This window comes from Flavobacterium sp. AC105 (assembly GCF_979258495.1).
In genome coordinates, this window is the sequence record NZ_OZ409860.1 from 1,923,444 (window position 1) to 1,945,406 (window position 21,963).

The window sequence follows — 21,963 nt, forward strand, 5'->3', positions numbered from 1 at the left end:
TACTATTATTGTTTTATAAAATCAGTTCAATTTTATAAGGAAAGTAATTTTTGTCTGGAATGTTCTTTAATATCTTCAAAAAAGAGTGTAAATTCTTTTTCAAATTCAGCGTAGAACTCTACTAATTCTTCGCTTGCAAATTGCATTTTAGAGATATTTTTGGATCTTCGATCCATTTGTGTCAAAATTTGATGAATGCCTTCGACTGTCTGATAACTTAAAAGCCAGTTTCTTTCGATCATATAAGGCATTAATCCTTGCGTTTTCTCCGTCAGGATATCATAATTTTCATGTAATGATTTGTAAAATCGATTAATGAAATCTTCCAGTTTTTCATCCGAATATTTAGTCCAGTTTTTGGCTAAAAAATGATCGTAAACAATATCTACAATCACGCCGGCATAATGATGGTATTTTTCGTGTAAACGCTTGGTACTTTGTCTAAAAATATCATGCGAATCTGTATAAGTATCAATAGAACGGTGCAAAATAATGCCCTTTTGTACATCTTCAGGAAAATGTTCAAATTGTTTCCCACGAATGCCATCAGCCATAAAATTGCCGATTTTTATTAAATCGTTCTCACCGGATAAATAGATGTGGGCTAGGAAGTTCATTTTGTTTAAGTTGCTAAGGTTCTAAGTTACTGAGATTCTAAGTTTTCTTTTTTTTGAAGTTACTAAGATTCTGAGATGTGAAAATCCTAAGTTATTTAGTAAAAGTATGAAATCTTTTTTAGATCAATTTTATAATAATACTTAGCAATATAATCTTAACATTTTGATTTATTTTTAAATCTTAGCCACTCAGCTTCTTAGTACTAAGTAACGCTGGGAAAAATCTTAGAATCTCAGTAACTTAGAACCTTAGTAACTTTTTTTAAAAATCTTAGCATCTCAGTAACTTAGAACCTTAGTAACTTTTCTATATTTGTAACTGGTAACCATAACTCACAAAAATGACTTTAATAAAATCGATTTCAGGAATACGAGGAACAATCGGTGGAAAAGTAGGCGATAACCTGACTCCTGTTGATGCTGTAAAATTTGCATCGGCATACGGAACCTTTCTAAAAAACAATACTTCAAAAGAAAAATTAACGGTTGTAATTGGTCGTGATGCCAGAATTTCTGGACCGATGATTCACAATCTTGTTGTAAATACTTTAATAGGTTTAGGAATTAATGTAATCGATCTTGGACTTTCGACAACGCCAACTGTAGAAGTTGCTGTTCCGTTAGAAAAGGCAGATGGCGGAATTATTTTGACAGCGTCTCATAATCCAAAACAATGGAATGCCTTAAAATTATTGAATGAAAAAGGAGAATTTTTAAGCGGGGCAGAAGGAGCAAAAATCCTTGAAATTGCTGATGCTGAAGCTTTCGATTTCTCGGATGTAGACAGTTTGGGCGAAATTACAATTAATGATGCTTATATGGATATTCATATCGACGAGGTTTTAAATTTGCCTTTGGTTGATGTTGAAGCTGTAAAAGCAGCAAAATTTAAAGTTGTTGTTGATGGTGTAAATTCTTCAGGTGGAATTATTATTCCGAAATTGTTAGAATTAATGGGCGTTGAAGTCGTAAAATTATATTGCGAACCAAACGGACATTTTCCTCACAATCCAGAACCTTTAAAAGAACATTTAACGGATATTTCGGAATTAGTAGTTAAAGAAAAAGCCGATTTAGGAGTTGTTGTAGATCCGGATGTAGATCGTTTGGCTTTTATTTGCGAAGACGGAGAAATGTTTGGTGAAGAATATACATTAGTGGCTTGCGCCGATTATGTACTAAGCAAAACGCCTGGAAATACAGTTTCGAACATGTCTTCCTCTCGTGCTTTGCGTGATGTAACAGTTGCTCACGGCGGAAAATACGAAGCCAGCGCAGTTGGAGAAGTAAATGTAGTGGAGTTAATGAAAAAAAATAACGCTATTATTGGCGGTGAAGGTAACGGAGGTATTATTTATCCGGAATCTCATTACGGTCGCGATAGTTTGGTTGGTGTTGCTTTATTCTTAACACATTTGGCAAACAAAAAAATATCAGTTTCGGCATTGCGTGCTTCATATCCTGAATATTATATGAGCAAAAATAAAATTGAATTAACACCACAAATTGATGTTGATGCTATTCTTGTTGCGATGACCGAAAAATATAAAAACGAAGATATCACAACGATTGATGGTGTAAAAATTGATTTTGCTACAGAATGGGTTCATTTAAGAAAATCAAACACAGAACCAATTATTCGTATTTATACAGAAGCTCCGTCTCAGGAAAAAGCAGATGTTCTGGCACTTCGAATTATAGATGAAATAAAAGCAATTGCCGGGATTTAATTTCAGCAATTCATCATAAAAAATACCTCTTTCGTTAATGAAAAAGGTATTTTTTTTTATTCTAAAAATGAATCTTATTCTTTAATAATTTTCAATGATTTTTTAACCGTACCATAAGAAGCTGTTACGATATAAACTCCGGTAGAAAGTTTATCACCAATTTTTATGTCTTCATTTGTATAATAAGAATCAGAAGAATAACATGTTGTTCCTTTCATATCTACAATTTTTAAAGTCAAAGGTTCTGTCGAAGCTGATTTTATATGAAGTGTAGCCTGACTTTTAACTGGATTTGGATAAATGGTAAAAAAGTCTTTTTCAATCGTTGGATCATTTACGCCCAAATTTGCCGTTGCAACATCAATATAATTGAAATTCACATCGTTTGATTTGAATTTAATTTTCAAATAAACTTCACCTTTTGGTAATGTAATTCCGTTTACAACTTTGTCTCCGTAAGTTTGCAGTCCGCCAGTTGCAGGAAAAGTTTCGTCAGTTTTAACGACAACATTGTTTACTAAAATATCAAATTTTGCCGGAGTTGTCACAGATGCAAGTCTAAAAGTCAGCTTATAAGTTCCGGCATCGGCAACATTCAACATAAATTCATTCCAATCACCTTCACTAACAAAACATACATTTTGGCCCGTTCCTGCGTCTGTTGTATTTTGTAACCCCGTACCTTTTCGGCGATAATGTTTATTCGCAGTAATTCGTCCCGGAACATCCATTTTTTTAGTTGTATAGGCAGCATTTACATATTGAGTGCCAATTGGTCTCAAAACACCGCTTACAGGACTTAATAATTGTCCTTCTTGCATATCTGTCCAATCTGCTGGAACCCTTCCGGTAAACCAGGAATATCTGTAAATGTCCGGATCGTTTTCAAAACTGGTTACAATATCTTTCATAAAAGCCGTTTTCTGATCTGCAGTTTGAATTACTCTATTAGCAAATTCAGTTACCCAAACCGGACGATTGTATTTTTTCAAAAGCCCTGTAACGCCAATTACAGCACCAGCAGTATCATCATATGTATGAAAAGCTATATAATCGACTTTGCAATTTGGACATAAAAGAAAAAACTGATCATGCCATGTAGTTGGACTGCTAATATTGCCATAACTATTATTGGGATCATTATACGCCGGTGATGCACTTACGATCTCTAAATTTTTTGCAGCAGCGATTTTCTCTACATTTACCCACGCATTTACTGCGTCTTGTGGTGTTAATCGTGCACCATCATTAAAATTAGGTTCATTAAAAGCAAGTAAATATTTGGCTCCGGGTTTTATTTTATCAATAAAAGCCTGAAGATCGGCATCACTGACTTTTCCCCACATCATTGGTATGTACTCAACTCCAAGAGAGGCGTAATTGGCGTTAACATCATTTTCTGGTAATGATCCCCAATTGTACCACCATGAAATACCAGGTTTTAAAGCCTGTAAATCAGCAGTAGAATTATTTCCGTATGCAATTCCTCGCTTCGGACTTTGGGCAAAAGTGGTATTTGAAAAGCATATTATTAAAAATGTAAAAAGTATTTTTTTAATCATGACTAATTAATTTTGATTTGGTTTTTGAATGGTATTTAGTTAACTCCAAATGTATGTCGTTTATGCAATTTATCATTTTGATCCCATCAAAAAAAAATATTACAAAAACCCATCAAGATCTATTTTTTTATCAGTAAAATAGCGTGTTTTAATTTAAGAAGGCTTTACACGAAAGCAAAAAGTCCAAAAAAGTAATTACTTCTTTGGACTTTTTGCTTTTTTATGAATTATTTCTCAACTCGATGTTTCCATCTTTTGTGAGTCCATAAATAATATTCAGGAGCTTCGTAAATTTGTTTTTCGACTTCTCTCAGATATTTTTCGGTAATTTCAAAATTTTCAAATTCTTTAGGATTATCGGCAATCGGTACAATTGTCGCTTCGTAATAACCTCTTCCTACTTTTTTCACCTTTATAAAAATAACGCTTAAATCATATTTTTTAGCCAGCATTTCGGCTCCCGTATGTACCGGAACTTCGATTCCCATAAATTTCATCGAATGAAAAATTCGGTCCAGTTTAGGCGATTGATCGCTTGCTAAACCGTAAAGACTTAAAATTCCGTCACGCTGATTTTGTGCCATCAACGGAATTGCTTTTCTGGTTTCAACCAAATCAGCATCGTATTTCGAGCGTATTCTTCGAACTAATTTATCAAAATACGGATTTGCTATTTTTTTGTAAACGCCAATTCCGTTAAATAACATTCTTTTATTAAGGGTTAAAAGCCATTCCCAGCTCGCATAATGTGAAGCTACCAAAACAACACTTTTGCCTTTGTTTTCATATTCATGAAAAAGATCCATATTAGTAATAGTAAATCTTTTTTCCATTTCTTCCGGAGTAATGCTCATCGTTTTAATCATTTCCAGAAACATATCGCACATATGGTGATAAAATTTCTTCTCTATTTCTTTTCTTTCTGCATCACTTAAATGTGGTAAAGTCAGCGCAAGATTTTCTCTTACGACTTTTTTACGATAACCAACAATTCTGTAAATAATAAAATAAACGAAATCAGAAAACCAATAAAATACCCGAAAAGGAAGAATAGAAATAAGCCAAAGAAAAGGATAGGCTATTATATAAGCGAGAAATTGCATGTAAAATTTTTTTACAAATATAAAGCAAAAATGAATAATGAGCGATATTTTGGTTTAACGCTAACATATCTTTAAGAATGACTATATTTACAATTCACAATAATTATTTTTTATGAATACCATTTTAGTTGGGATTATAGTAGCTAATGCTTTGATTAGCTACAAAGGTTTTAATGATCTTTCTTTTTTTAGAAAATACGAATTTCATGTAGGAAGCATTCGTTCAGGAGAACAAATAAGAATGGTTTCGTCTGGTTTTTTACACGTTGACATGATGCATTTGGTGTTTAATATGTTAACGCTTTGGTTTTTTGCGCCAGTCGTAATTGAATGGCTGGGAACAATTTCTTTCGTTTTAATTTATTTTGGAAGTTTGATTTTTGGAAGTTTACTGACTATGTTATTTCATAAAAACGATTATAGTTATCGTGCCGTTGGAGCTTCCGGAGCGGTAACGGGCGTTTTATATTCGGCAATTTTACTGCAGCCGGATATGATGTTGGGAATATTTTTTGTGATTCCGATACCGGCTTATTTATTTGGGATATTGTATTTATTGTATTCTATTTACGGAATGCGTGCTAAAAATGATAATATTGGTCACACGGCGCATTTTGGAGGTGCAATTGGCGGTTATTTGATAACACTAATAAAAGAACCTTCATTATTTGTTGATCATACTTTAATGGTTGTATTATTGGCAATTCCTATTTTTATACTTTTTGTAATGGCTAAATTGGGAAAATTATAATACTGGCACAACTTTTGAAAAGTCACTATCAAATAACTTAAATATAACAGAAATGAAAAAATTAGTATTATTTTTAACAATCATGTTTATGACTATGTCTTACGGCCAGGAAATCAAACAAATACCTCAAATCAACGTAAACGGAGAAGGAAAAGTAAAAGTAGCACCAGATCAGGTTTGTATTTCAGCTACTGTTGAAACGAAAGGGAATAATGCTAAAGATGTCAAAAAACAAAACGACGAAAAAATGGACGCTGTTTTAAAATTCATCAAAAAAATGAATGTTCCTACAGCAGATTTCAAAACAAAACAAGTCGCTCTTAATCCGCAATATGATTATGAGAAAAAGAAAACCAGCTATAATGCTACTCAAACAGTAGAAATTGTATTAAAAGATTTATCTAAATATGATGAATTAATGGAAGGTTTGGTTCAGCAAGGAATTAACCGTATTGACAGAGTTTCTTTTGAAACCTCTAAATTAACACAACTTGAAACAGAAGCACGTAAATTAGCCATAAAAGATGCTAAATCTAAAGCAGAAGATTATGTTTCTGTTTTAGGTCAAAAAGTTGGTAAAGCTTATACGATTTCAGATAATACTCAGGTTTATCACCCACAGCCTATGTATGCTGCAATGAAATCAATGGCGATGGATAGCAATGCCGGAGCTGCAAACGAAACTTTAGCAATTGGCGAAATCGAAGTTACAGCAAATGTAAGTGTGAGTTTTATTCTGGATTAATCAGATAAATAAATTCTAATATAGAAAAATCCAAATCCCAATTTAACGATTGGGATTTGGATTTTTTTTGTCTCATTTTTTCCTTTGAAGACACTTAAAAGCTTTAAACAATAACGCTTTTGGGATGTGGCGTAAAAAAAAATCTGATTTTGGTATAAAAATTGTCTTTTACTGCTTGTTTTGGGGCTGATTTACAGCAAGTCGATTTTAAATAATGAAATATTTTGTATCATTGTTTTCTAAATTATTTGATCGTTTACCCTAAAATGATGCTGTATTTGTGTTTTGGTAATTGATTTTCTGTTTTCTGAAATTTTATATAATCCATCTTTTTTTATTATTAATAGTGTGACTGTTGATTGATAAAAACAACTAATTAAAACCAAATGATTCATAAAAAGATTATCCTTATCGTCACATTACTTTTCTTCAAATCAGTTTTAGGACAGGAAAAAGTAAAACAATCGATAAATTCAAATTGGCAATTCCATAAAGGGAAATCCACGATAGCAGATTCAGAGAAAGAGAAAAATCTGGATTGGCAAGAAGTTAATTTGCCTCACAGCTGGAACACGCAGGATGTTATGGATGATCAATGGGGATATTACAGGGGAGAAGGCTGGTATAAAAAGACTGTTTTTGTAAATCCTGGCTGGAAAAACAAATCAGTTTATCTTTATTTTGAAGGTGCAAGCCAAATAGCAGAAGTATATATTAACGGAAAAAAAGTGGGATCTCATATTGGCGGTTATAACGCATTCAGTTTTGCTATAAATAAATTTCTTCAGTTTGAAAATCCTGAAAAAGGAAACGAAATTGTAGTAAAAGTGGACAATAGCCACAATGAAGATATTCCGCCATTAGAGGCTGATTTTACTTTTTACGGAGGTATTTACCGCGACGTTTATCTGGTTGCTTCAAATGAAATTCATTTTGACAATGATAATCTGGCTTCAGACGGTGTTTTTGTTACCACGCCGGATGTTTCGGCTTCATCTGCAAAATTTCAGATAAAAGGAATAGTTGAAAATAAATCAAATCTCTCCAAACAATTAAAGATTTCTACGACTTTATATGATGCTGAAAATAAAGAAATCTCAAATATAATTTCGGATATAAAAATAAAAGCAAATTCAAAAATTGATTTTAAACAGTTTTCGAATAACATTCAGAATCCCAAATTATGGTCGCCGGAAAATCCTTATTTGTATAAAGTCGTTTCAATAATTTTAGATAAAAAAACGAAAGAACAATTAGATCAGTTTTCTGCTCCTGTCGGATTCAGATGGTTTGAATTTACTGCCGATAAAGGTTTTATTTTAAATGGAAAACCAACAAAATTAATTGGAGCAAACCGTCATCAGGATTATAAAGATTTAGCCAATGCTTTGCCGGACGCTTTAGCCGAAAATGATATGCAATTGATTAAAGACATGGGCGGAAATTTTGTTCGCGTGTCACATTATCCGCAGGATCAATCTGTTTTAGAAACTTGCGACAGACTAGGATTATTGGCAATGGTCGAAACACCGGAAGTCAACAGAATTACAGAAACACCGGCTTTTGAGGCAAATAGTCTGCAAATGCAAAAAGAAATGATTCGTCAAAATTTCAATCATCCAAGTGTTATAGTTTGGGCTTATATGAATGAAATATTATTACGCCCGAGATACGATCAAAAATCCGAAGAAAGAAAATTGTATTACCAGCATGTTGCAGAATTGGCTCAAAAACTGGAAGATGTAACAAGGCAGGAAGATCCTACGCGATATACAATGCTTCCCAACCATGGTGATTTTGATTTATATAATAGAGTCGGTTTAACTAAAATTCCGATGGTTGTAGGCTGGAATTTATATCCTGGATGGTACAGCGGCACGTTTGCAGGTCTGGAAACGTTTTTAGAAAAACATCATAAACTATTGCCGGGAAAACCTATGGTAATAACAGAATTTGGCGCTGATGCAGACAGAAGAATGCGTACTAAAAATCCGGAAAGATTTGATAAAACGATGGATTATGCGATGCTCTACCATAAACATTATCTAAATGCAATCGAGAATCTGGATTATGTTGCCGGAGGAGCAATTTGGAATCTGGTTGAATTTAATTCCGAAGGACGTTCAGAAAGCTGGCCTCACATGAATAATAAAGGTGTAATTTCATGGGACAGAATTCCGAAAGATGCTTATTATTTTTATCAGGCAAGATTATCCAAAAAACCTATTGTGACCATTGGATCTAAAAATTGGGTGAATCGTTCCGGGATTTTAACTTCTGAAAATGATACTGTTTATTATGAAAATCTGGAGGTTTTTTCAAATGAAACTGAAGTTACACTAAAAATAAACGGACAAAATTTAGGAAGTCTGCCGGTTAAAGAAGGTTCTGCTATTTTTAATGTTCCATTTAAAAATGGACAGAATTTGATTGAAGCTTATTCGACAGCAAATGAAAATGTAAAAGATTTTGCGTCGATCCATTTTACACTTTATGCTCCAAATTTAAACAGCAGCAAATTTCCTTTTGAAAGCATTCGTGTAAGTTTAGGAGACAAAAGAGAATATACAGATGAATTAACACATCAAAATTGGCTTCCGGAACAATCTTATCAAAAAGGAGGTTGGGGGTATGTTGGAGGGAACGTTTATAAGTTGCCTGGAAACCCTTCAATTCCATATGGAACCAATAAATTGATTATAGGAACAGAAAATGATCCTATTTACCAAACCCAAAGAGAAGATATAGAAGCGTTTAATTTTGATGTTCCGAATGGAAAATACGAACTGACACTTTATTTTGCCGAATTTATAACAGGAAACACCAGAGAAGCATTGGCATATAATTTAGTTGAGAAAACCCAGAAAGAAGAAAAAGCATTCCGAATTTTTGATGTTCTCGTTAATGGTAAATTATTTCTGGAGGATTTTGGAAACAATAATTATTTAGAACCAGAAAAAGCGGTCAGCATGAAAACGACTGTTTATGTAAAAGACGGAAAGGGAATTCAGGTTGATTTCAAAAAGAAAACGGGTAAAACCATTTTGAATGGAATTGAACTCAAAAAGATCTTCTAATAATAATGAATTAAAAAGAACAACAGTGCTCTTATATAAAGAGGTGTTTTTTCTAAATTGAGTTTCTGTGAAGAATATTACCTCAAAATAAGAATTTGAAGATAGTAAAGAAAATCATTTGCAAGTCCTAAGTATCAAAAGGTGATATTAAACAATAGATAAAGGTATATAATTCGCATAAACTCCTTTTTTATAAATAGTGAATTTATCAAAAAAGCAACGATAGTAGGAAATTTCTTTTAAACTTTAAAAAAAAGATAAGAGTTAAATGTTGTGTTATCAGAAAGTTAGAAAAAAGTCTTAAAAAAGATTGAAAAAACTCGTTGAAAATTGTTGCAAATGTAAATTTAGTGTGTACTTTTGCACCCGCTTTGAAACACAAGCGAAACAAGATTGAAAGACACGTTCGTAGACATATTGAATTGACAGCCGCTTTAACAGAGATGTTAGAGCAAAAGAATAAGAGTAAAGGAATCGCGAGATTCGAGAAGAACCGATAGAGAAGCATCGATAATAATTAGCTTTAATTAATTAGAGCACACAATATACGATGAAGAGTTTGATCCTGGCTCAGGATGAACGCTAGCGGCAGGCTTAACACATGCAAGTCGAGGGGTATGTTTCTTCGGAAGCAGAGACCGGCGCACGGGTGCGTAACGCGTATGCAATCTACCTTTTACAGAGGGATAGCCCAGAGAAATTTGGATTAATACCTCATAGTATATAGACTCGGCATCGGGATTATATTAAAGTCACAACGGTAAAAGATGAGCATGCGTCCCATTAGCTAGTTGGTAAGGTAACGGCTTACCAAGGCTACGATGGGTAGGGGTCCTGAGAGGGAGATCCCCCACACTGGTACTGAGACACGGACCAGACTCCTACGGGAGGCAGCAGTGAGGAATATTGGACAATGGGCGCAAGCCTGATCCAGCCATGCCGCGTGCAGGATGACGGTCCTATGGATTGTAAACTGCTTTTATACGAGAAGAAACACTGCTTCGTGAAGCAGCTTGACGGTATCGTAAGAATAAGGATCGGCTAACTCCGTGCCAGCAGCCGCGGTAATACGGAGGATCCAAGCGTTATCCGGAATCATTGGGTTTAAAGGGTCCGTAGGCGGTTTAATAAGTCAGTGGTGAAAGCCCATCGCTCAACGGTGGAACGGCCATTGATACTGTTAAACTTGAATTATTAGGAAGTAACTAGAATATGTAGTGTAGCGGTGAAATGCTTAGAGATTACATGGAATACCAATTGCGAAGGCAGGTTACTACTAATGGATTGACGCTGATGGACGAAAGCGTGGGTAGCGAACAGGATTAGATACCCTGGTAGTCCACGCCGTAAACGATGGATACTAGCTGTTGGGTGCAAACTCAGTGGCTAAGCGAAAGTGATAAGTATCCCACCTGGGGAGTACGTTCGCAAGAATGAAACTCAAAGGAATTGACGGGGGCCCGCACAAGCGGTGGAGCATGTGGTTTAATTCGATGATACGCGAGGAACCTTACCAAGGCTTAAATGTAGATTGACCGTTTTGGAAACAGAACTTTCGCAAGACAATTTACAAGGTGCTGCATGGTTGTCGTCAGCTCGTGCCGTGAGGTGTCAGGTTAAGTCCTATAACGAGCGCAACCCCTGTTGTTAGTTGCCAGCGAGTCATGTCGGGAACTCTAACAAGACTGCCAGTGCAAACTGTGAGGAAGGTGGGGATGACGTCAAATCATCACGGCCCTTACGCCTTGGGCTACACACGTGCTACAATGGCCGGTACAGAGAGCAGCCACTGGGCGACCAGGAGCGAATCTATAAAACCGGTCACAGTTCGGATCGGAGTCTGCAACTCGACTCCGTGAAGCTGGAATCGCTAGTAATCGGATATCAGCCATGATCCGGTGAATACGTTCCCGGGCCTTGTACACACCGCCCGTCAAGCCATGGAAGCTGGGGGTGCCTGAAGTCGGTGACCGCAAGGAGCTGCCTAGGGTAAAACTGGTAACTAGGGCTAAGTCGTAACAAGGTAGCCGTACCGGAAGGTGCGGCTGGAACACCTCCTTTCTAGAGCCCCAATTGTTAGCAGTAATGCACGATGGGGAAAAAAGATGTTAATCTTGAAGGTTCTGAATCACAAAATTTCATTACTCTTGCTGTTAGTTCAAATACTAAATTTTAAGTAAAACAGAGTCTCGTAGCTCAGCTGGTTAGAGTACTACACTGATAATGTAGGGGTCGGCAGTTCGAGTCTGCCCGGGACTACTTTTTAAATTGTTGATTATAAATTATGAATTGTAAGTTATAAGAAAAAACAACAAACTAAAAAGACTGCAAACTTAAAAAAAAGGAAATTTTAGAAGTTGAAAGATTAAGAATCAAAAAGTTCATAATTTTTAATTCACGATTTTTAATTTTTAATTAAAAAGGGGGATTAGCTCAGCTGGCTAGAGCGCCTGCCTTGCACGCAGGAGGTCAACGGTTCGACTCCGTTATTCTCCACAAAAAGCTATAAGCCATAGGCTGTAAGCTTAAAGCCTAGTGCGTAAAGCGCGAAGCCCGTAAAGTTCATTGACATATTGAGATAAGAAAATAATAAAAAGTAGAAAGCGTTTTTTGTTATGAGTAGCGATACGAGTAATAAAAGACAAAAAAAAACGGTCATATTAATTTATGATTGGTACAATAAGCAAAATAAGGGCGTATGGGGGATGCCTTGGCTCTCAGAGGCGATGAAAGGCGTGATAAGCTGCGAAAAGCTACGGGGACGGGCACACACCGATTGATCCGTAGATACCTGAATGGGGCAACCCACTATGTTGAAGACATAGTACACCGATAGGTGGGCAAACCCGCTGAACTGAAACATCTAAGTAGGCGGAGGAGAAGAAAACAAAAGTGATTCCGTAAGTAGTGGCGAGCGAACGCGGATTAGCCCAAACCAGTGTTGTTACGGCAATTCTGGGGTTGTAGGACCACGATATTTTATGTACAAGGAACCGGAAGTTGCTGGAAAGCGACACCAAAGAGGGTGATAGTCCCGTATGGGTAACGAGTATAATAGATAGTGGTATCCTGAGTAGGGCGGGGCACGTGAAACCCTGTCTGAATTTGGCGGGACCATCCGCTAAGGCTAAATACTCCTGAGAGACCGATAGTGAACCAGTACCGTGAGGGAAAGGTGAAAAGAACCGTGAATAACGGAGTGAAATAGATCCTGAAACCATACGCTTACAAGCGGTCGGAGCCCTTTCGTGGGGTGACGGCGTGCCTTTTGCATAATGAGCCTACGAGTTAACGTTGCTGGCAAGGTTAAGTGGTTAAGCCACGGATCCGTAGCGAAAGCGAGTCTGAATAGGGCGCTTTAGTCAGTAGTGTTAGACGCGAAACCGTGTGATCTACCCATGGGCAGGATGAAGCGCTGGTAACACAGTGTGGAGGTCCGAACCGGTTGACGTTGAAAAGTCTTCGGATGACCTGTGGGTAGGGGTGAAAGGCCAATCAAACTCGGAAATAGCTCGTACTCCCCGAAATGCATTTAGGTGCAGCGTTATGCGTAAAGTTATATAGAGGTAGAGCTACTGATTGGATGCGGGGGCTTCACCGCCTACCAATTCCTGACAAACTCCGAATGCTATATAATGTTTCATAACAGTGAGGGCTTGGGTGCTAAGGTCCAAGTCCGAGAGGGAAAGAACCCAGACCATCAGCTAAGGTCCCCAAATATACGCTAAGTTGAAAGAACGAGGTTTGTCTGCCCAGACAGCTAGGATGTTGGCTTGGAAGCAGCCATTCATTTAAAGAGTGCGTAACAGCTCACTAGTCGAGCGGACGAGCATGGATAATAATCGGGCATAAGCGTATTACCGAAGCTATGGATTTAGAGTTTACTCTAAGTGGTAGGGGAGCATTCCAGCAGGGTTGAAGGTGTATCGTCAGGTATGCTGGACCGGCTGGAAAAGAAAATGTAGGCATAAGTAACGATAATGCGGGCGAGAAACCCGCACACCGAAAAACTAAGGTTTCCACAGCTATGCTAATCAGCTGTGGGTTAGTCTGGTCCTAAGGCGAACCCGAAAGGGACAGTCGATGGCCAACGGGTTAATATTCCCGTACTACTAATTACTGTGATGGGGTGACGGAGTGATGAAAGCGCCGCGAACTGACGGAATAGTTCGTTGAAGTACCTACCTATAAGATGCGCAGGCAAATCCACGCGTCTTGGGGAAATACGATAGTACTCGGCGTCTTCGGACAAAGAGATAGTGCGCCTAAGGGCTTCCAAGAAAAACCTCTAAACTTCAGGTAATTAGTACCAGTACCGTAAACCGACACAGGTAGTTGAGGAGAGAATCCTAAGGTGCTCGAGAGATTCATGGCTAAGGAATTAGGCAAAATAGACCCGTAACTTCGGGAGAAGGGTCGCCCTGTAGCAATACAGGGCCGCAGTGAAGAGGTCCAGGCGACTGTTTATCAAAAACACAGGGCTCTGCAAAATCGTAAGATGAAGTATAGGGCCTGACACCTGCCCGGTGCTGGAAGGTTAAGAGGAGATGTTATCTTCGGAGAAGCATTGAATTGAAGCCCCAGTAAACGGCGGCCGTAACTATAACGGTCCTAAGGTAGCGAAATTCCTTGTCGGGTAAGTTCCGACCTGCACGAATGGTGTAACGATCTGGACACTGTCTCAGCCATGAGCTCGGTGAAATTGTAGTAACGGTGAAGATGCCGTTTACCCGCAGTGGGACGAAAAGACCCTGTGCACCTTTACTATAGCTTAGTATTGACCTTGGATAAATGATGTGTAGGATAGGTTGGAGACTTTGAAGCGGCGTCGCCAGGCGTTGTGGAGTCATTGTTGAAATACAACCCTTTGTTTATCTGAGGCCTAACCCCGTTTTGCGGGGGACATTGCTTGGTGGGTAGTTTGACTGGGGTGGTCGCCTCCAAAAGAGTAACGGAGGCTTCTAAAGGTTCCCTCAGTACGCTTGGTAACCGTGCGTAGAGTGCAATGGCATAAGGGAGCTTGACTGAGAGACATACAGGTCGATCAGGTACGAAAGTAGAGCATAGTGATCCGGTGGTTCCGCATGGAAGGGCCATCGCTCAAAGGATAAAAGGTACGCCGGGGATAACAGGCTGATCTCCCCCAAGAGCTCATATCGACGGGGGGGTTTGGCACCTCGATGTCGGCTCGTCACATCCTGGGGCTGGAGAAGGTCCCAAGGGTTGGGCTGTTCGCCCATTAAAGTGGCACGCGAGCTGGGTTCAGAACGTCGTGAGACAGTTCGGTCTCTATCTACTGTGGGCGTTAGAAATTTGAGTGGATCTGATTCTAGTACGAGAGGACCGAATTGGACAAACCTCTAGTGTATCTGTTGTCCCGCCAGGGGCACCGCAGAGTAGCTACGTTTGGAAGGGATAAGCGCTGAAAGCATATAAGCGCGAAACCCACCACAAGATGAGATTTCTTTTAAGGATCGTGGAAGATGACCACGTTGATAGGCTATAGATGTAAAGGCAGTAATGTCATAGTCGAGTAGTACTAATAATCCGTAAGCTTATGTACACCCTTTTCCTCCCGTCCAAAAGACGGGAGGAAGAAACTTTCTAAAAATAATAAATAAAAATACTTTTCTTTATCTCAGTATGTTAAGATATTTGCTCGACGCGAGCAGTCTTTAAGTCGAAAGATTAAAGTCATAAAGTCAAAAGACTTTTGTACTTTAAGACTTGTGACTTTAGACTAACAACCTTAAGGTGGTTATTGCGGCGGGGCTCACCTCTTCCCATCCCGAACAGAGTAGTTAAGCCCGCCTGCGCAGATGGTACTGCAGTTATGTGGGAGAGTATGTCGTCGCCTTTCTTTGAAAAACCCTATTCTAACGAATGGGGTTTTTTATTCTAACTTTTACTTTTCGTATGATTGGTAAATGTAAGGTACCTTAGCTCAGATGGTAGAGCAATGGACTGAAAATCCATGTGTCCCTGGTTCGATCCCTGGAGGTACCACATATAATGCTCGGATGGTGAAATTGGTAGACACGCTGGACTTAAAATCCAGTGAACAGCAATGTTCGTGCGGGTTCAAGTCCCGCTCTGAGTACTAAAAACTTCAATTGGCTTTGCTAATTGAAGTTTTTTTTTGCTAATAAATATTTTATGATAGTATTTCAAAGTTAATTACATACAATTTTTTACTTCTAATCTATTAGGAAAAAATCGTTTCTGTCAAATGCTTGAGAAGAATCATATGAAAATACATGCTCTTTTGTATTTCTTAAAATTGAAACACTAATTTTCCGAATTACAAAAAAGCCTGAAAATCTATTTTCAGGCTTTGATATTTAATAAGTAGTGGCAAGTATCAGATAATCTAATAGTTATTGATTATTAAAAACCCTATTAAAAATTAGCATGATCAACATGAGCTCACTTTTTAATATTTCAACATTTTGATAGATCAGACAGAACTCTTGATTTGATGAGAAGCTAAAATTGTATTAACGAGTTCATCATTTTCTAATTTTTGCCAACGCTTGTGCACTATTTGTTTAGGACTGGTATTTTTGGCATGTATTTGTCCTAAATAAGATGTAACAGCATCGTGTGGAAGTATTTTTTTTACGTTTTTATTCCAGACAAAAGCATTATCTTCTCCACAATGGGTTGGCGGAAAAGGATTGATTTTCCAAAATTCTTTAGTATAACATAAAGTAGCTCCATATACCCATGGTTTATCTTTTTCCGGATATAGATATTGCCAAAAATTATCTTCGCTTTTATTGTAGAAGAGAGGAGAAGCAAGTCCCGTAATTTCTAATTTCTTTTCTATCAAAAATGATACTTGTTTCTGTATCCAATCTGAAGTATAAAAATCATCATCATCCAGATGAATAATAATTTCACCTTTTGCCTTTTCGCAAGCCAGGTTGCGTTTGCTTCCCAAATCTAGTTTTTCATTTAAATAAATTTATTTAATTATTGCTGATTCTGGTACTAAAGGAGCAATTGAAACCGGACTGTCATCTATAATAATAAGCTCTTTGTTTTGATAATCCTGATTCAGAAACTGGTTAATAGCATTCAATATAAACTCAGATCGGTCAAAGGTTGGCATAATGCACGAAACTAATGGTTCTTTTTTATCAGGGATAGTTTCCTTATTGGCAATTTTGATGCTTGATTTTAGTGTTTGTAAAGTAGGTTTTTGGACCATTTTTAATGCGATCAAACTATTTCTTTTGCCTAAAAATTGATAATTTCCCGTATAAATTAATTCGTTTACAAAATGAGTTACTCCCTGAAATACTGTTTCATAATCATGAAATAATAAAATGCTACCGGGAATTAAATGTCTTTCATAATTATAAAAATCTCTAGCGACGTTGGCATAATCATGTAAACCATCTATCAACAAGACATCTACATCATGAGCAGGTGAGTTATCTATTATTAGCCTGGCGATTTCTTCCCGGGAATTAACCAAAGAAGGTGTGTTCTTTATAATAATAACGTCATTACTTATTTCTGTTTGCTGTAATGTTTGCTGAAATTTTTGAAAACTAGGCGGATAAGAAATTACTTTGAGATCTTCAGCACCCAATCGACCAGTAAAATCATCTATGGCAAATAGTTTTGATTTTTTATTAATTTCTTTTGCTGCCAGTGCCATTACAGCAGTAGCTTTGCCGCAATAACTTCCTATTTCAACCAATATAGGAATCTTTTTTGTTTGCGCTTTTGTATAACAAACTGTAGCTAATAATTCTATTTCATCTTCTTCTAACCAACCTTCAATAGGATTTACTTTTTCTTTAATATTATTTATTAAGGATTTCAAACGAATAGAAGAATGAAAATAGGAATCACTGATATAATTTTCAAAAGCATTACGAATATAGATTCGATTTACGTTATTAATTTTCCGCTCGACGGGATGAATCCAAAAAGTATTTTCTTTTTCAATAGCTTGTTGAATGTCAATAGTTGTATAAGAAGCACGATATTTTACAAAATCATATACACAAGCATTTTCGACTATGGTATAGCCCAATGCAATGGTCAAAGTGGGCAATAGAATTTCTTCGCTGGCCCATATTTTGGTTCTTTCCAAAATAGCGTGTAATTCTAAATTGGTTCTAAAGAGACGAACCAAATCAACTGCTGCCACGTTAGTAAAAGCAGTTGAAGGCCAAAATGTCCAATGCAAAAAAGCTTCTCTGCCATTTGGAAGATTTTCCAGTAATGGCCGCCATAACTCTTTTTCGGCATAAGCCGTGATAGCAGGATCGATCTTAGTATCTGCATCAATTCGGGTTGCGATCTGTCCGAGCATACCAAGCCCCGGGTTATTATGAAAAGTATCTGCCACATAAGCCGAATAATTTTTGCCACACAACAATTGATCTGAATCGACAACGGTTATCAAATCAAAATCCAGATGCATTATGGCATATTCCATACAATCAATGGCAAAATCGTGAAGCCAGCCCCATTTTAGAGGTTTAGGCTCCGGATAAATAATTACATTATATCGCTCAAAAGGAAAATTATCAAATAGCGCTGTATTGGTTCCTCCATTATAAAGTATTATTCTTGAATCCGGATCTAAATAACTTAGGTTACGCACCAGATCGATGATGCAATCCTGGTTTTCGTGAACCAAACACATATATATGTTTCTTATAGACTTCATCTTAAAGTTCGTTATTTTGGTTTATGGTGGGCTAGTACTTCGGTTGTGTAAAGTTTACATTACCTACAGTTCTGGGTAACTGATATGTATATTTTATCAAATAATTTACAAATACATTCGTCGGGCGGGTTTCAAACTCACTGACATTTACAGGGGGTTGTTGAGCAGGTTCATCGGTTGGGGTTCCTGTTAAAGCTTTTGGATTTACAGCAGCAAAAGCGGGTCCTGAATTACCCGGAGCTGCACCCGTAGGCTCGCTATAAGTATGCACATGTGTTTGCAAGGCATCTTTTTGGGTTGAACCTATGCCATTTGTCTGACCATTTTCCGCTGCTGTTCTATTTTCATTACTGGCCTTATCTGTGCCAATGCCTCTTAGAAACTGCCCTCTTAAATCGGGTAAATTAAAGGTCAGGTCATTTCCGCTGCCTTTTGTGCCATATAAATTACCCAAAGCGGCATATAATTCCGGATATTGACTGGCGTTAAGTGATGATCCGTCACACAACATCCATCCAAAAGCTTCAATGGGCTGAGTAATAAACGGTTGAGGATTGTCTGTTGATTGTGCATATGATGCTACCTGACCCGCAAAAGCAATGATTGATCCTACCGGGGCACTAATAGGATACAGATTAAAATTAGAATTAATCATAGTTATGAATTTTTAATGAATTACTTTTTTGTAACATTTGCATGGAAGTCGGAATTACCACTTCCCAGGAATCTATTGTTTTTTCTGGCTGATTTGGCCGTTTAAACACATTTTTAAGTTCCAGAACTATAGTAGCCTGATCTGTGCTTGTATTGTTCTCTAACAGAGAATCATCAAAACAAGGCGCAAAATTATCGGCTGGCGACCAAACTATTCCGGTACTTAAAAAATAGAGAAATCCTTGATTATAATGGGGAGTTACCGGAATAGTTACTCTCGCATAAGCTGCTTTTAGAAAACCTGAAAAATAATCAGGTGAAAGTGATGAGACTGCAAACAATGCGTTTTGGCTGTCATATTTATCCAAAAAAGTATATGTCATCTCGTTCCACTCCAGAGCCGAATTAATATATTGGGCATTTTCAGGATAGTTGTAATCTATTTCGGGAGAAGCCTTTTCTTCATCAAAATTCGAAGGCAATCCTATAGTACTGATAATATGATTTCGTAATTGTTGACGCACTCCTTTTTCGAGTTCTTGTTTTACAATTAGATAATCTTTCAAGGGGTTCACTCTTTCTTCTTTACCATTTGCTGCATTACTTTTTTGGTTGTAAACTGCATATTGCTCAGCGTAAGCCGAACTAATAAGCTGGTAAATTGAAATTTGCCAACTCAACAGATTTTCGGCATTTAGCAAACAAATTATTTCAACGGATAATTGAAAATCGATTGCTGCAGAAGGAGGCGACATCGTAATAACGTTGCTGGAAACAATCCCGACAGCAATGTTAATTTGTTCCTTATTCAGGTCAAAACCTTGTGTGCCTGTGTTTCCTTTGGACTGATCAAAAGTAAAACTGCTTTTGCCAATAAATCCATTGACTACAGCCATTGCATTACCTTCACCAAAAGCATAACTAATAGTAGCTTTTGATGCTTCATATCCTTTAGGAATAGGTATTAATTTGCTTTCGCCCAGCTGCATGATATCCGAAATAACAAGCTGTGTATTAGGAGCAATCGGGAATGTTTTGAGTTGGTAATATTGGCATAAAGCCAAATAATTATCCGGTGTTATATCCTGATAGGTATTTATGTTTTGTTGTGCGAGCGAAAGTGGTTCGGTTAGATTATTGCCTTCAATAATCTTAGTTTGCGCAATATAATTTGCAGCAGGATCTGGAATCAAAAAGGTAAAAAGCATTCTGTTGCCATAGTTTACAACCTTAGCTTTATAGACTTTGTTTAACCAGCAATACATGCCATAAGCAGGATCTTTGCCATTTGAGTTGTCCAAAATACTTGTGGCAGTATCTTCTAATTCTTTCAATTGGGTGTGGGATCGTACTTTGTTTATCTTTTCAGCGATGCGTTGTGTAGTTAGGTTAAGTACTTTTTTTGCATATAGGGTAATTTGTTTTTTTTCGGGTGTTTGCGTGGTTTGAGCTTTGGTATAAGAACCCATTACAGTAATGTTCGTAGGCGGCCCATAAGTCGATACCAAACCAGGATCAGGATAATTGCTGGTATGGGTAGTTTCGGCAATAGCTTTCCATAATTCTTTGCTAAAATCATTACTCTTTTCGTTCGTTTTATGATCAGAAATGCTTTCGTTATAAGTTGTAATTTGTTCTTTATCGGTTATACGATCCAGTTTTCGGTTTACTACTTTTCTTTTTTCGCCAGGCATTACACTTGTAATATGGGCTAATTCGCCCATTTCATAACGCAGCAATTTGTATTTTACCAATTGCAAATTGCCAATTGCATACGGTAATATAGCAGGAGTTGGAGCTTGTGGAGGTGACTGAGAATATCCCGGTAACGGAAAAATATCCTGATCTAAAAGTATTGTTGCATGAAACAAATTAAACAAGGTTTCTTTCTCTAAAACTGTAACCGTTGCCTTTGCATTTAGATGACTAAAAACGATTTCTAAGAAATTACAAATAGTCAGCGTTTTTATAATGTTTGCAAAATTGCTGGTGCTATAACCCATTTCGATCAATAACGCAAAATACGAAAACCAAAATCGTTGTTTTAATTCAATATATGCTGTTGATTTGAAATAACCAACCAATGAAGTTACATCTGTTTTTAAGAAACTGCAAACCAAAATAACGTCATTATCCTTCGATTTTGTTGTTTCAAGATGATTGTATAATGCTGCAAAAGAACCAATAAAGCTTTTTTGTTTGTTTATTTGTGAAATATACTGGTTTTGATATGGTGAATTTCCTTCTAAAAAAGCAATTGCTTCATTTTGCATTCCGAGTCTGTTCCCGGAGGTTTTTAAAGCTTTCAACTGATCGTAAAAAGTAGGAACTGGCGGGCTGCTATTGGTACCGATATAACCAAAAAAGTTTCCTTTTTTTTCTGCATTTGATATTTTTGGCCAACCGGAAACATAGATGTACGGAAACAAATCACTATACAAATTAGATCCATTTGCAGGTTTTAAAATGATGCCCGAATCAATTTGTTCGTCATCTATAATAATTTCATCCGGAATAGGTTTTACATCTGGCTTTTTTCTTGAATTAAAACTTATCAAAAAACCTTCGGTATGCCAGATATAGGTTTGAAGATCTTTTTTATAATATTTAAAATTACTCCATATTCCGTCTGTATCAATAATATGGGGATTATTAATCTTTTCCCATTCCAAAGTACCTATGATCGTAATACCATTATTGAAAGTGTGATAAATATTGCTTTTAGAAGAAAAAATCAAAGGTGGTATCGAATAATTGTCATCTGGTGCATTTTTCCAAAACATTTCAGCATTTATTTGTCCAGAGTCATTCTTATCTGTAGAAACAGGTAATTTAAACACAATAACCAGTCCGTCTTTAATATCCGGAAAAATTTTATCTTCCCATTTTTTTTCTATTATTTGCATTTTATAGATTGTTATTGAAATTAGAAATTACAAAATTTTATAGTTTGTTTTTTTTATTAAAAAGTAGCAAAACCTGTAAGCGTGCTCTTTCTTTAATAATCATCACAAACGACTGTTACGAACCTT

At 36.9% G+C, this 21,963-nt stretch carries 9 protein-coding genes, 4 tRNA genes, 3 rRNA genes and 1 pseudogene; 11 read left to right on the plus strand and 6 right to left on the minus strand.

Annotated features, from left to right (window positions below; genetic code table 11):
* Positions 1-32: 32 nt before the first annotated feature.
* Positions 33-617, minus strand: coding sequence for an acyl carrier protein phosphodiesterase (locus ACZ0AH_RS08570; RefSeq protein ID WP_463475385.1), 585 nt, complete (start codon positions 615-617; stop codon positions 33-35).
* A gap of 341 nt (positions 618-958) precedes the next feature.
* Between ACZ0AH_RS08570 and glmM the strand changes: the two genes are divergently transcribed.
* Complete coding sequence (glmM, locus tag ACZ0AH_RS08575; RefSeq protein WP_463475386.1) at positions 959-2,347, plus strand: phosphoglucosamine mutase; 1,389 nt, start codon at positions 959-961, stop codon at positions 2,345-2,347.
* Positions 2,348-2,421: 74 nt separating this feature from the next.
* On the opposite strand, the gene ACZ0AH_RS08580 is transcribed toward glmM, so the two are convergent.
* Positions 2,422-3,909, minus strand: a complete 1,488-nt coding sequence (locus tag ACZ0AH_RS08580; RefSeq protein WP_463475387.1) for a glycosyl hydrolase — start codon at positions 3,907-3,909, stop codon at positions 2,422-2,424.
* Positions 3,910-4,136: 227 nt separating this feature from the next.
* Entirely contained in the window at positions 4,137-5,012 is an 876-nt protein-coding gene (locus ACZ0AH_RS08585; protein WP_463475388.1) for a lysophospholipid acyltransferase family protein, read from the minus strand.
* A 112-nt stretch (positions 5,013-5,124) separates the two neighbouring features.
* On the opposite strand from ACZ0AH_RS08585, the gene ACZ0AH_RS08590 reads away from it, so the two are divergent.
* The 10 genes from ACZ0AH_RS08590 to ACZ0AH_RS08635 all read left to right on the plus strand — a co-directional run bounded on the left by ACZ0AH_RS08590 (position 5,125) and on the right by ACZ0AH_RS08635 (position 15,685).
* Positions 5,125-5,763 carry a rhomboid family intramembrane serine protease gene (locus ACZ0AH_RS08590; protein WP_463475389.1) on the plus strand — a complete coding sequence of 213 codons (639 nt, stop codon included), beginning with the start codon at positions 5,125-5,127 and terminating at the stop codon, positions 5,761-5,763.
* A 52-nt stretch (positions 5,764-5,815) separates the two neighbouring features.
* Positions 5,816-6,508 carry an SIMPL domain-containing protein gene (locus tag ACZ0AH_RS08595; RefSeq protein ID WP_463475390.1) on the plus strand — a complete coding sequence of 231 codons (693 nt, stop codon included), beginning with the start codon at positions 5,816-5,818 and terminating at the stop codon, positions 6,506-6,508.
* Between the two features lie 386 nt (positions 6,509-6,894).
* Positions 6,895-9,585, plus strand: a complete 2,691-nt coding sequence (locus ACZ0AH_RS08600; protein ID WP_463475391.1) for a glycoside hydrolase family 2 TIM barrel-domain containing protein — start codon at positions 6,895-6,897, stop codon at positions 9,583-9,585.
* A gap of 547 nt (positions 9,586-10,132) precedes the next feature.
* A 16S ribosomal RNA gene (locus ACZ0AH_RS08605) occupies positions 10,133-11,646 on the plus strand.
* Between the two features lie 124 nt (positions 11,647-11,770).
* Positions 11,771-11,844, plus strand: a tRNA-Ile gene (locus ACZ0AH_RS08610).
* A 163-nt stretch (positions 11,845-12,007) separates the two neighbouring features.
* Positions 12,008-12,081 (plus strand) — tRNA-Ala (locus tag ACZ0AH_RS08615).
* 181 nt (positions 12,082-12,262) lie between these two features.
* Positions 12,263-15,148: ribosomal RNA gene (locus ACZ0AH_RS08620) — 23S ribosomal RNA — on the plus strand.
* A gap of 187 nt (positions 15,149-15,335) precedes the next feature.
* Positions 15,336-15,445: ribosomal RNA gene (rrf, locus tag ACZ0AH_RS08625) — 5S ribosomal RNA — on the plus strand.
* Together the 16S, 23S and 5S rRNA genes with 4 tRNA genes alongside form the textbook arrangement of a ribosomal RNA operon.
* Positions 15,446-15,518: 73 nt before the next feature.
* Positions 15,519-15,591: transfer RNA gene (locus ACZ0AH_RS08630), tRNA-Phe, on the plus strand.
* Positions 15,592-15,599: 8 nt separating this feature from the next.
* A tRNA-Leu gene (locus ACZ0AH_RS08635) sits at positions 15,600-15,685 on the plus strand.
* Positions 15,686-16,042: 357 nt separating this feature from the next.
* Here the strand turns inward: ACZ0AH_RS08635 and ACZ0AH_RS08640 are convergent.
* The 3 genes and pseudogenes from ACZ0AH_RS08640 to ACZ0AH_RS08650 all read right to left on the minus strand — a co-directional run bounded on the left by ACZ0AH_RS08640 (position 16,043) and on the right by ACZ0AH_RS08650 (position 21,837).
* Positions 16,043-18,277, minus strand: a pseudogene (locus ACZ0AH_RS08640) (glycosyltransferase).
* 31 nt (positions 18,278-18,308) lie between these two features.
* On the minus strand, positions 18,309-18,932 hold the full coding sequence (locus tag ACZ0AH_RS08645) for a phage tail protein (RefSeq protein ID WP_463475392.1): 624 nt from the start codon (positions 18,930-18,932) through the stop codon (positions 18,309-18,311).
* Positions 18,925-21,837, minus strand: a complete 2,913-nt coding sequence (locus ACZ0AH_RS08650; protein ID WP_463475393.1) for a hypothetical protein — start codon at positions 21,835-21,837, stop codon at positions 18,925-18,927. The genes ACZ0AH_RS08645 and ACZ0AH_RS08650 overlap by 8 nt, the downstream gene beginning before the upstream one ends.
* Between the last annotated feature and the right edge of the window lie 126 nt (positions 21,838-21,963).

What these genes read in the sequence shown, in the direction of transcription:
- ACZ0AH_RS08570 (WP_463475385.1), bottom strand. Translation starts at nt 617, where the DNA reads ATGAACTTCCTAGCCCACATCTATTTATCCGGTGAGAACGATTTAATA.
- glmM (WP_463475386.1), top strand. Translation starts at nt 959, where the DNA reads ATGACTTTAATAAAATCGATTTCAGGAATACGAGGAACAATCGGTGGA.
- ACZ0AH_RS08580 (WP_463475387.1), bottom strand. Translation starts at nt 3,909, where the DNA reads ATGATTAAAAAAATACTTTTTACATTTTTAATAATATGCTTTTCAAAT.
- ACZ0AH_RS08585 (WP_463475388.1), bottom strand. Translation starts at nt 5,012, where the DNA reads ATGCAATTTCTCGCTTATATAATAGCCTATCCTTTTCTTTGGCTTATT.
- ACZ0AH_RS08590 (WP_463475389.1), top strand. Translation starts at nt 5,125, where the DNA reads ATGAATACCATTTTAGTTGGGATTATAGTAGCTAATGCTTTGATTAGC.
- ACZ0AH_RS08595 (WP_463475390.1), top strand. Translation starts at nt 5,816, where the DNA reads ATGAAAAAATTAGTATTATTTTTAACAATCATGTTTATGACTATGTCT.
- ACZ0AH_RS08600 (WP_463475391.1), top strand. Translation starts at nt 6,895, where the DNA reads ATGATTCATAAAAAGATTATCCTTATCGTCACATTACTTTTCTTCAAA.
- ACZ0AH_RS08645 (WP_463475392.1), bottom strand. Translation starts at nt 18,932, where the DNA reads ATGATTAATTCTAATTTTAATCTGTATCCTATTAGTGCCCCGGTAGGA.
- ACZ0AH_RS08650 (WP_463475393.1), bottom strand. Translation starts at nt 21,837, where the DNA reads ATGCAAATAATAGAAAAAAAATGGGAAGATAAAATTTTTCCGGATATT.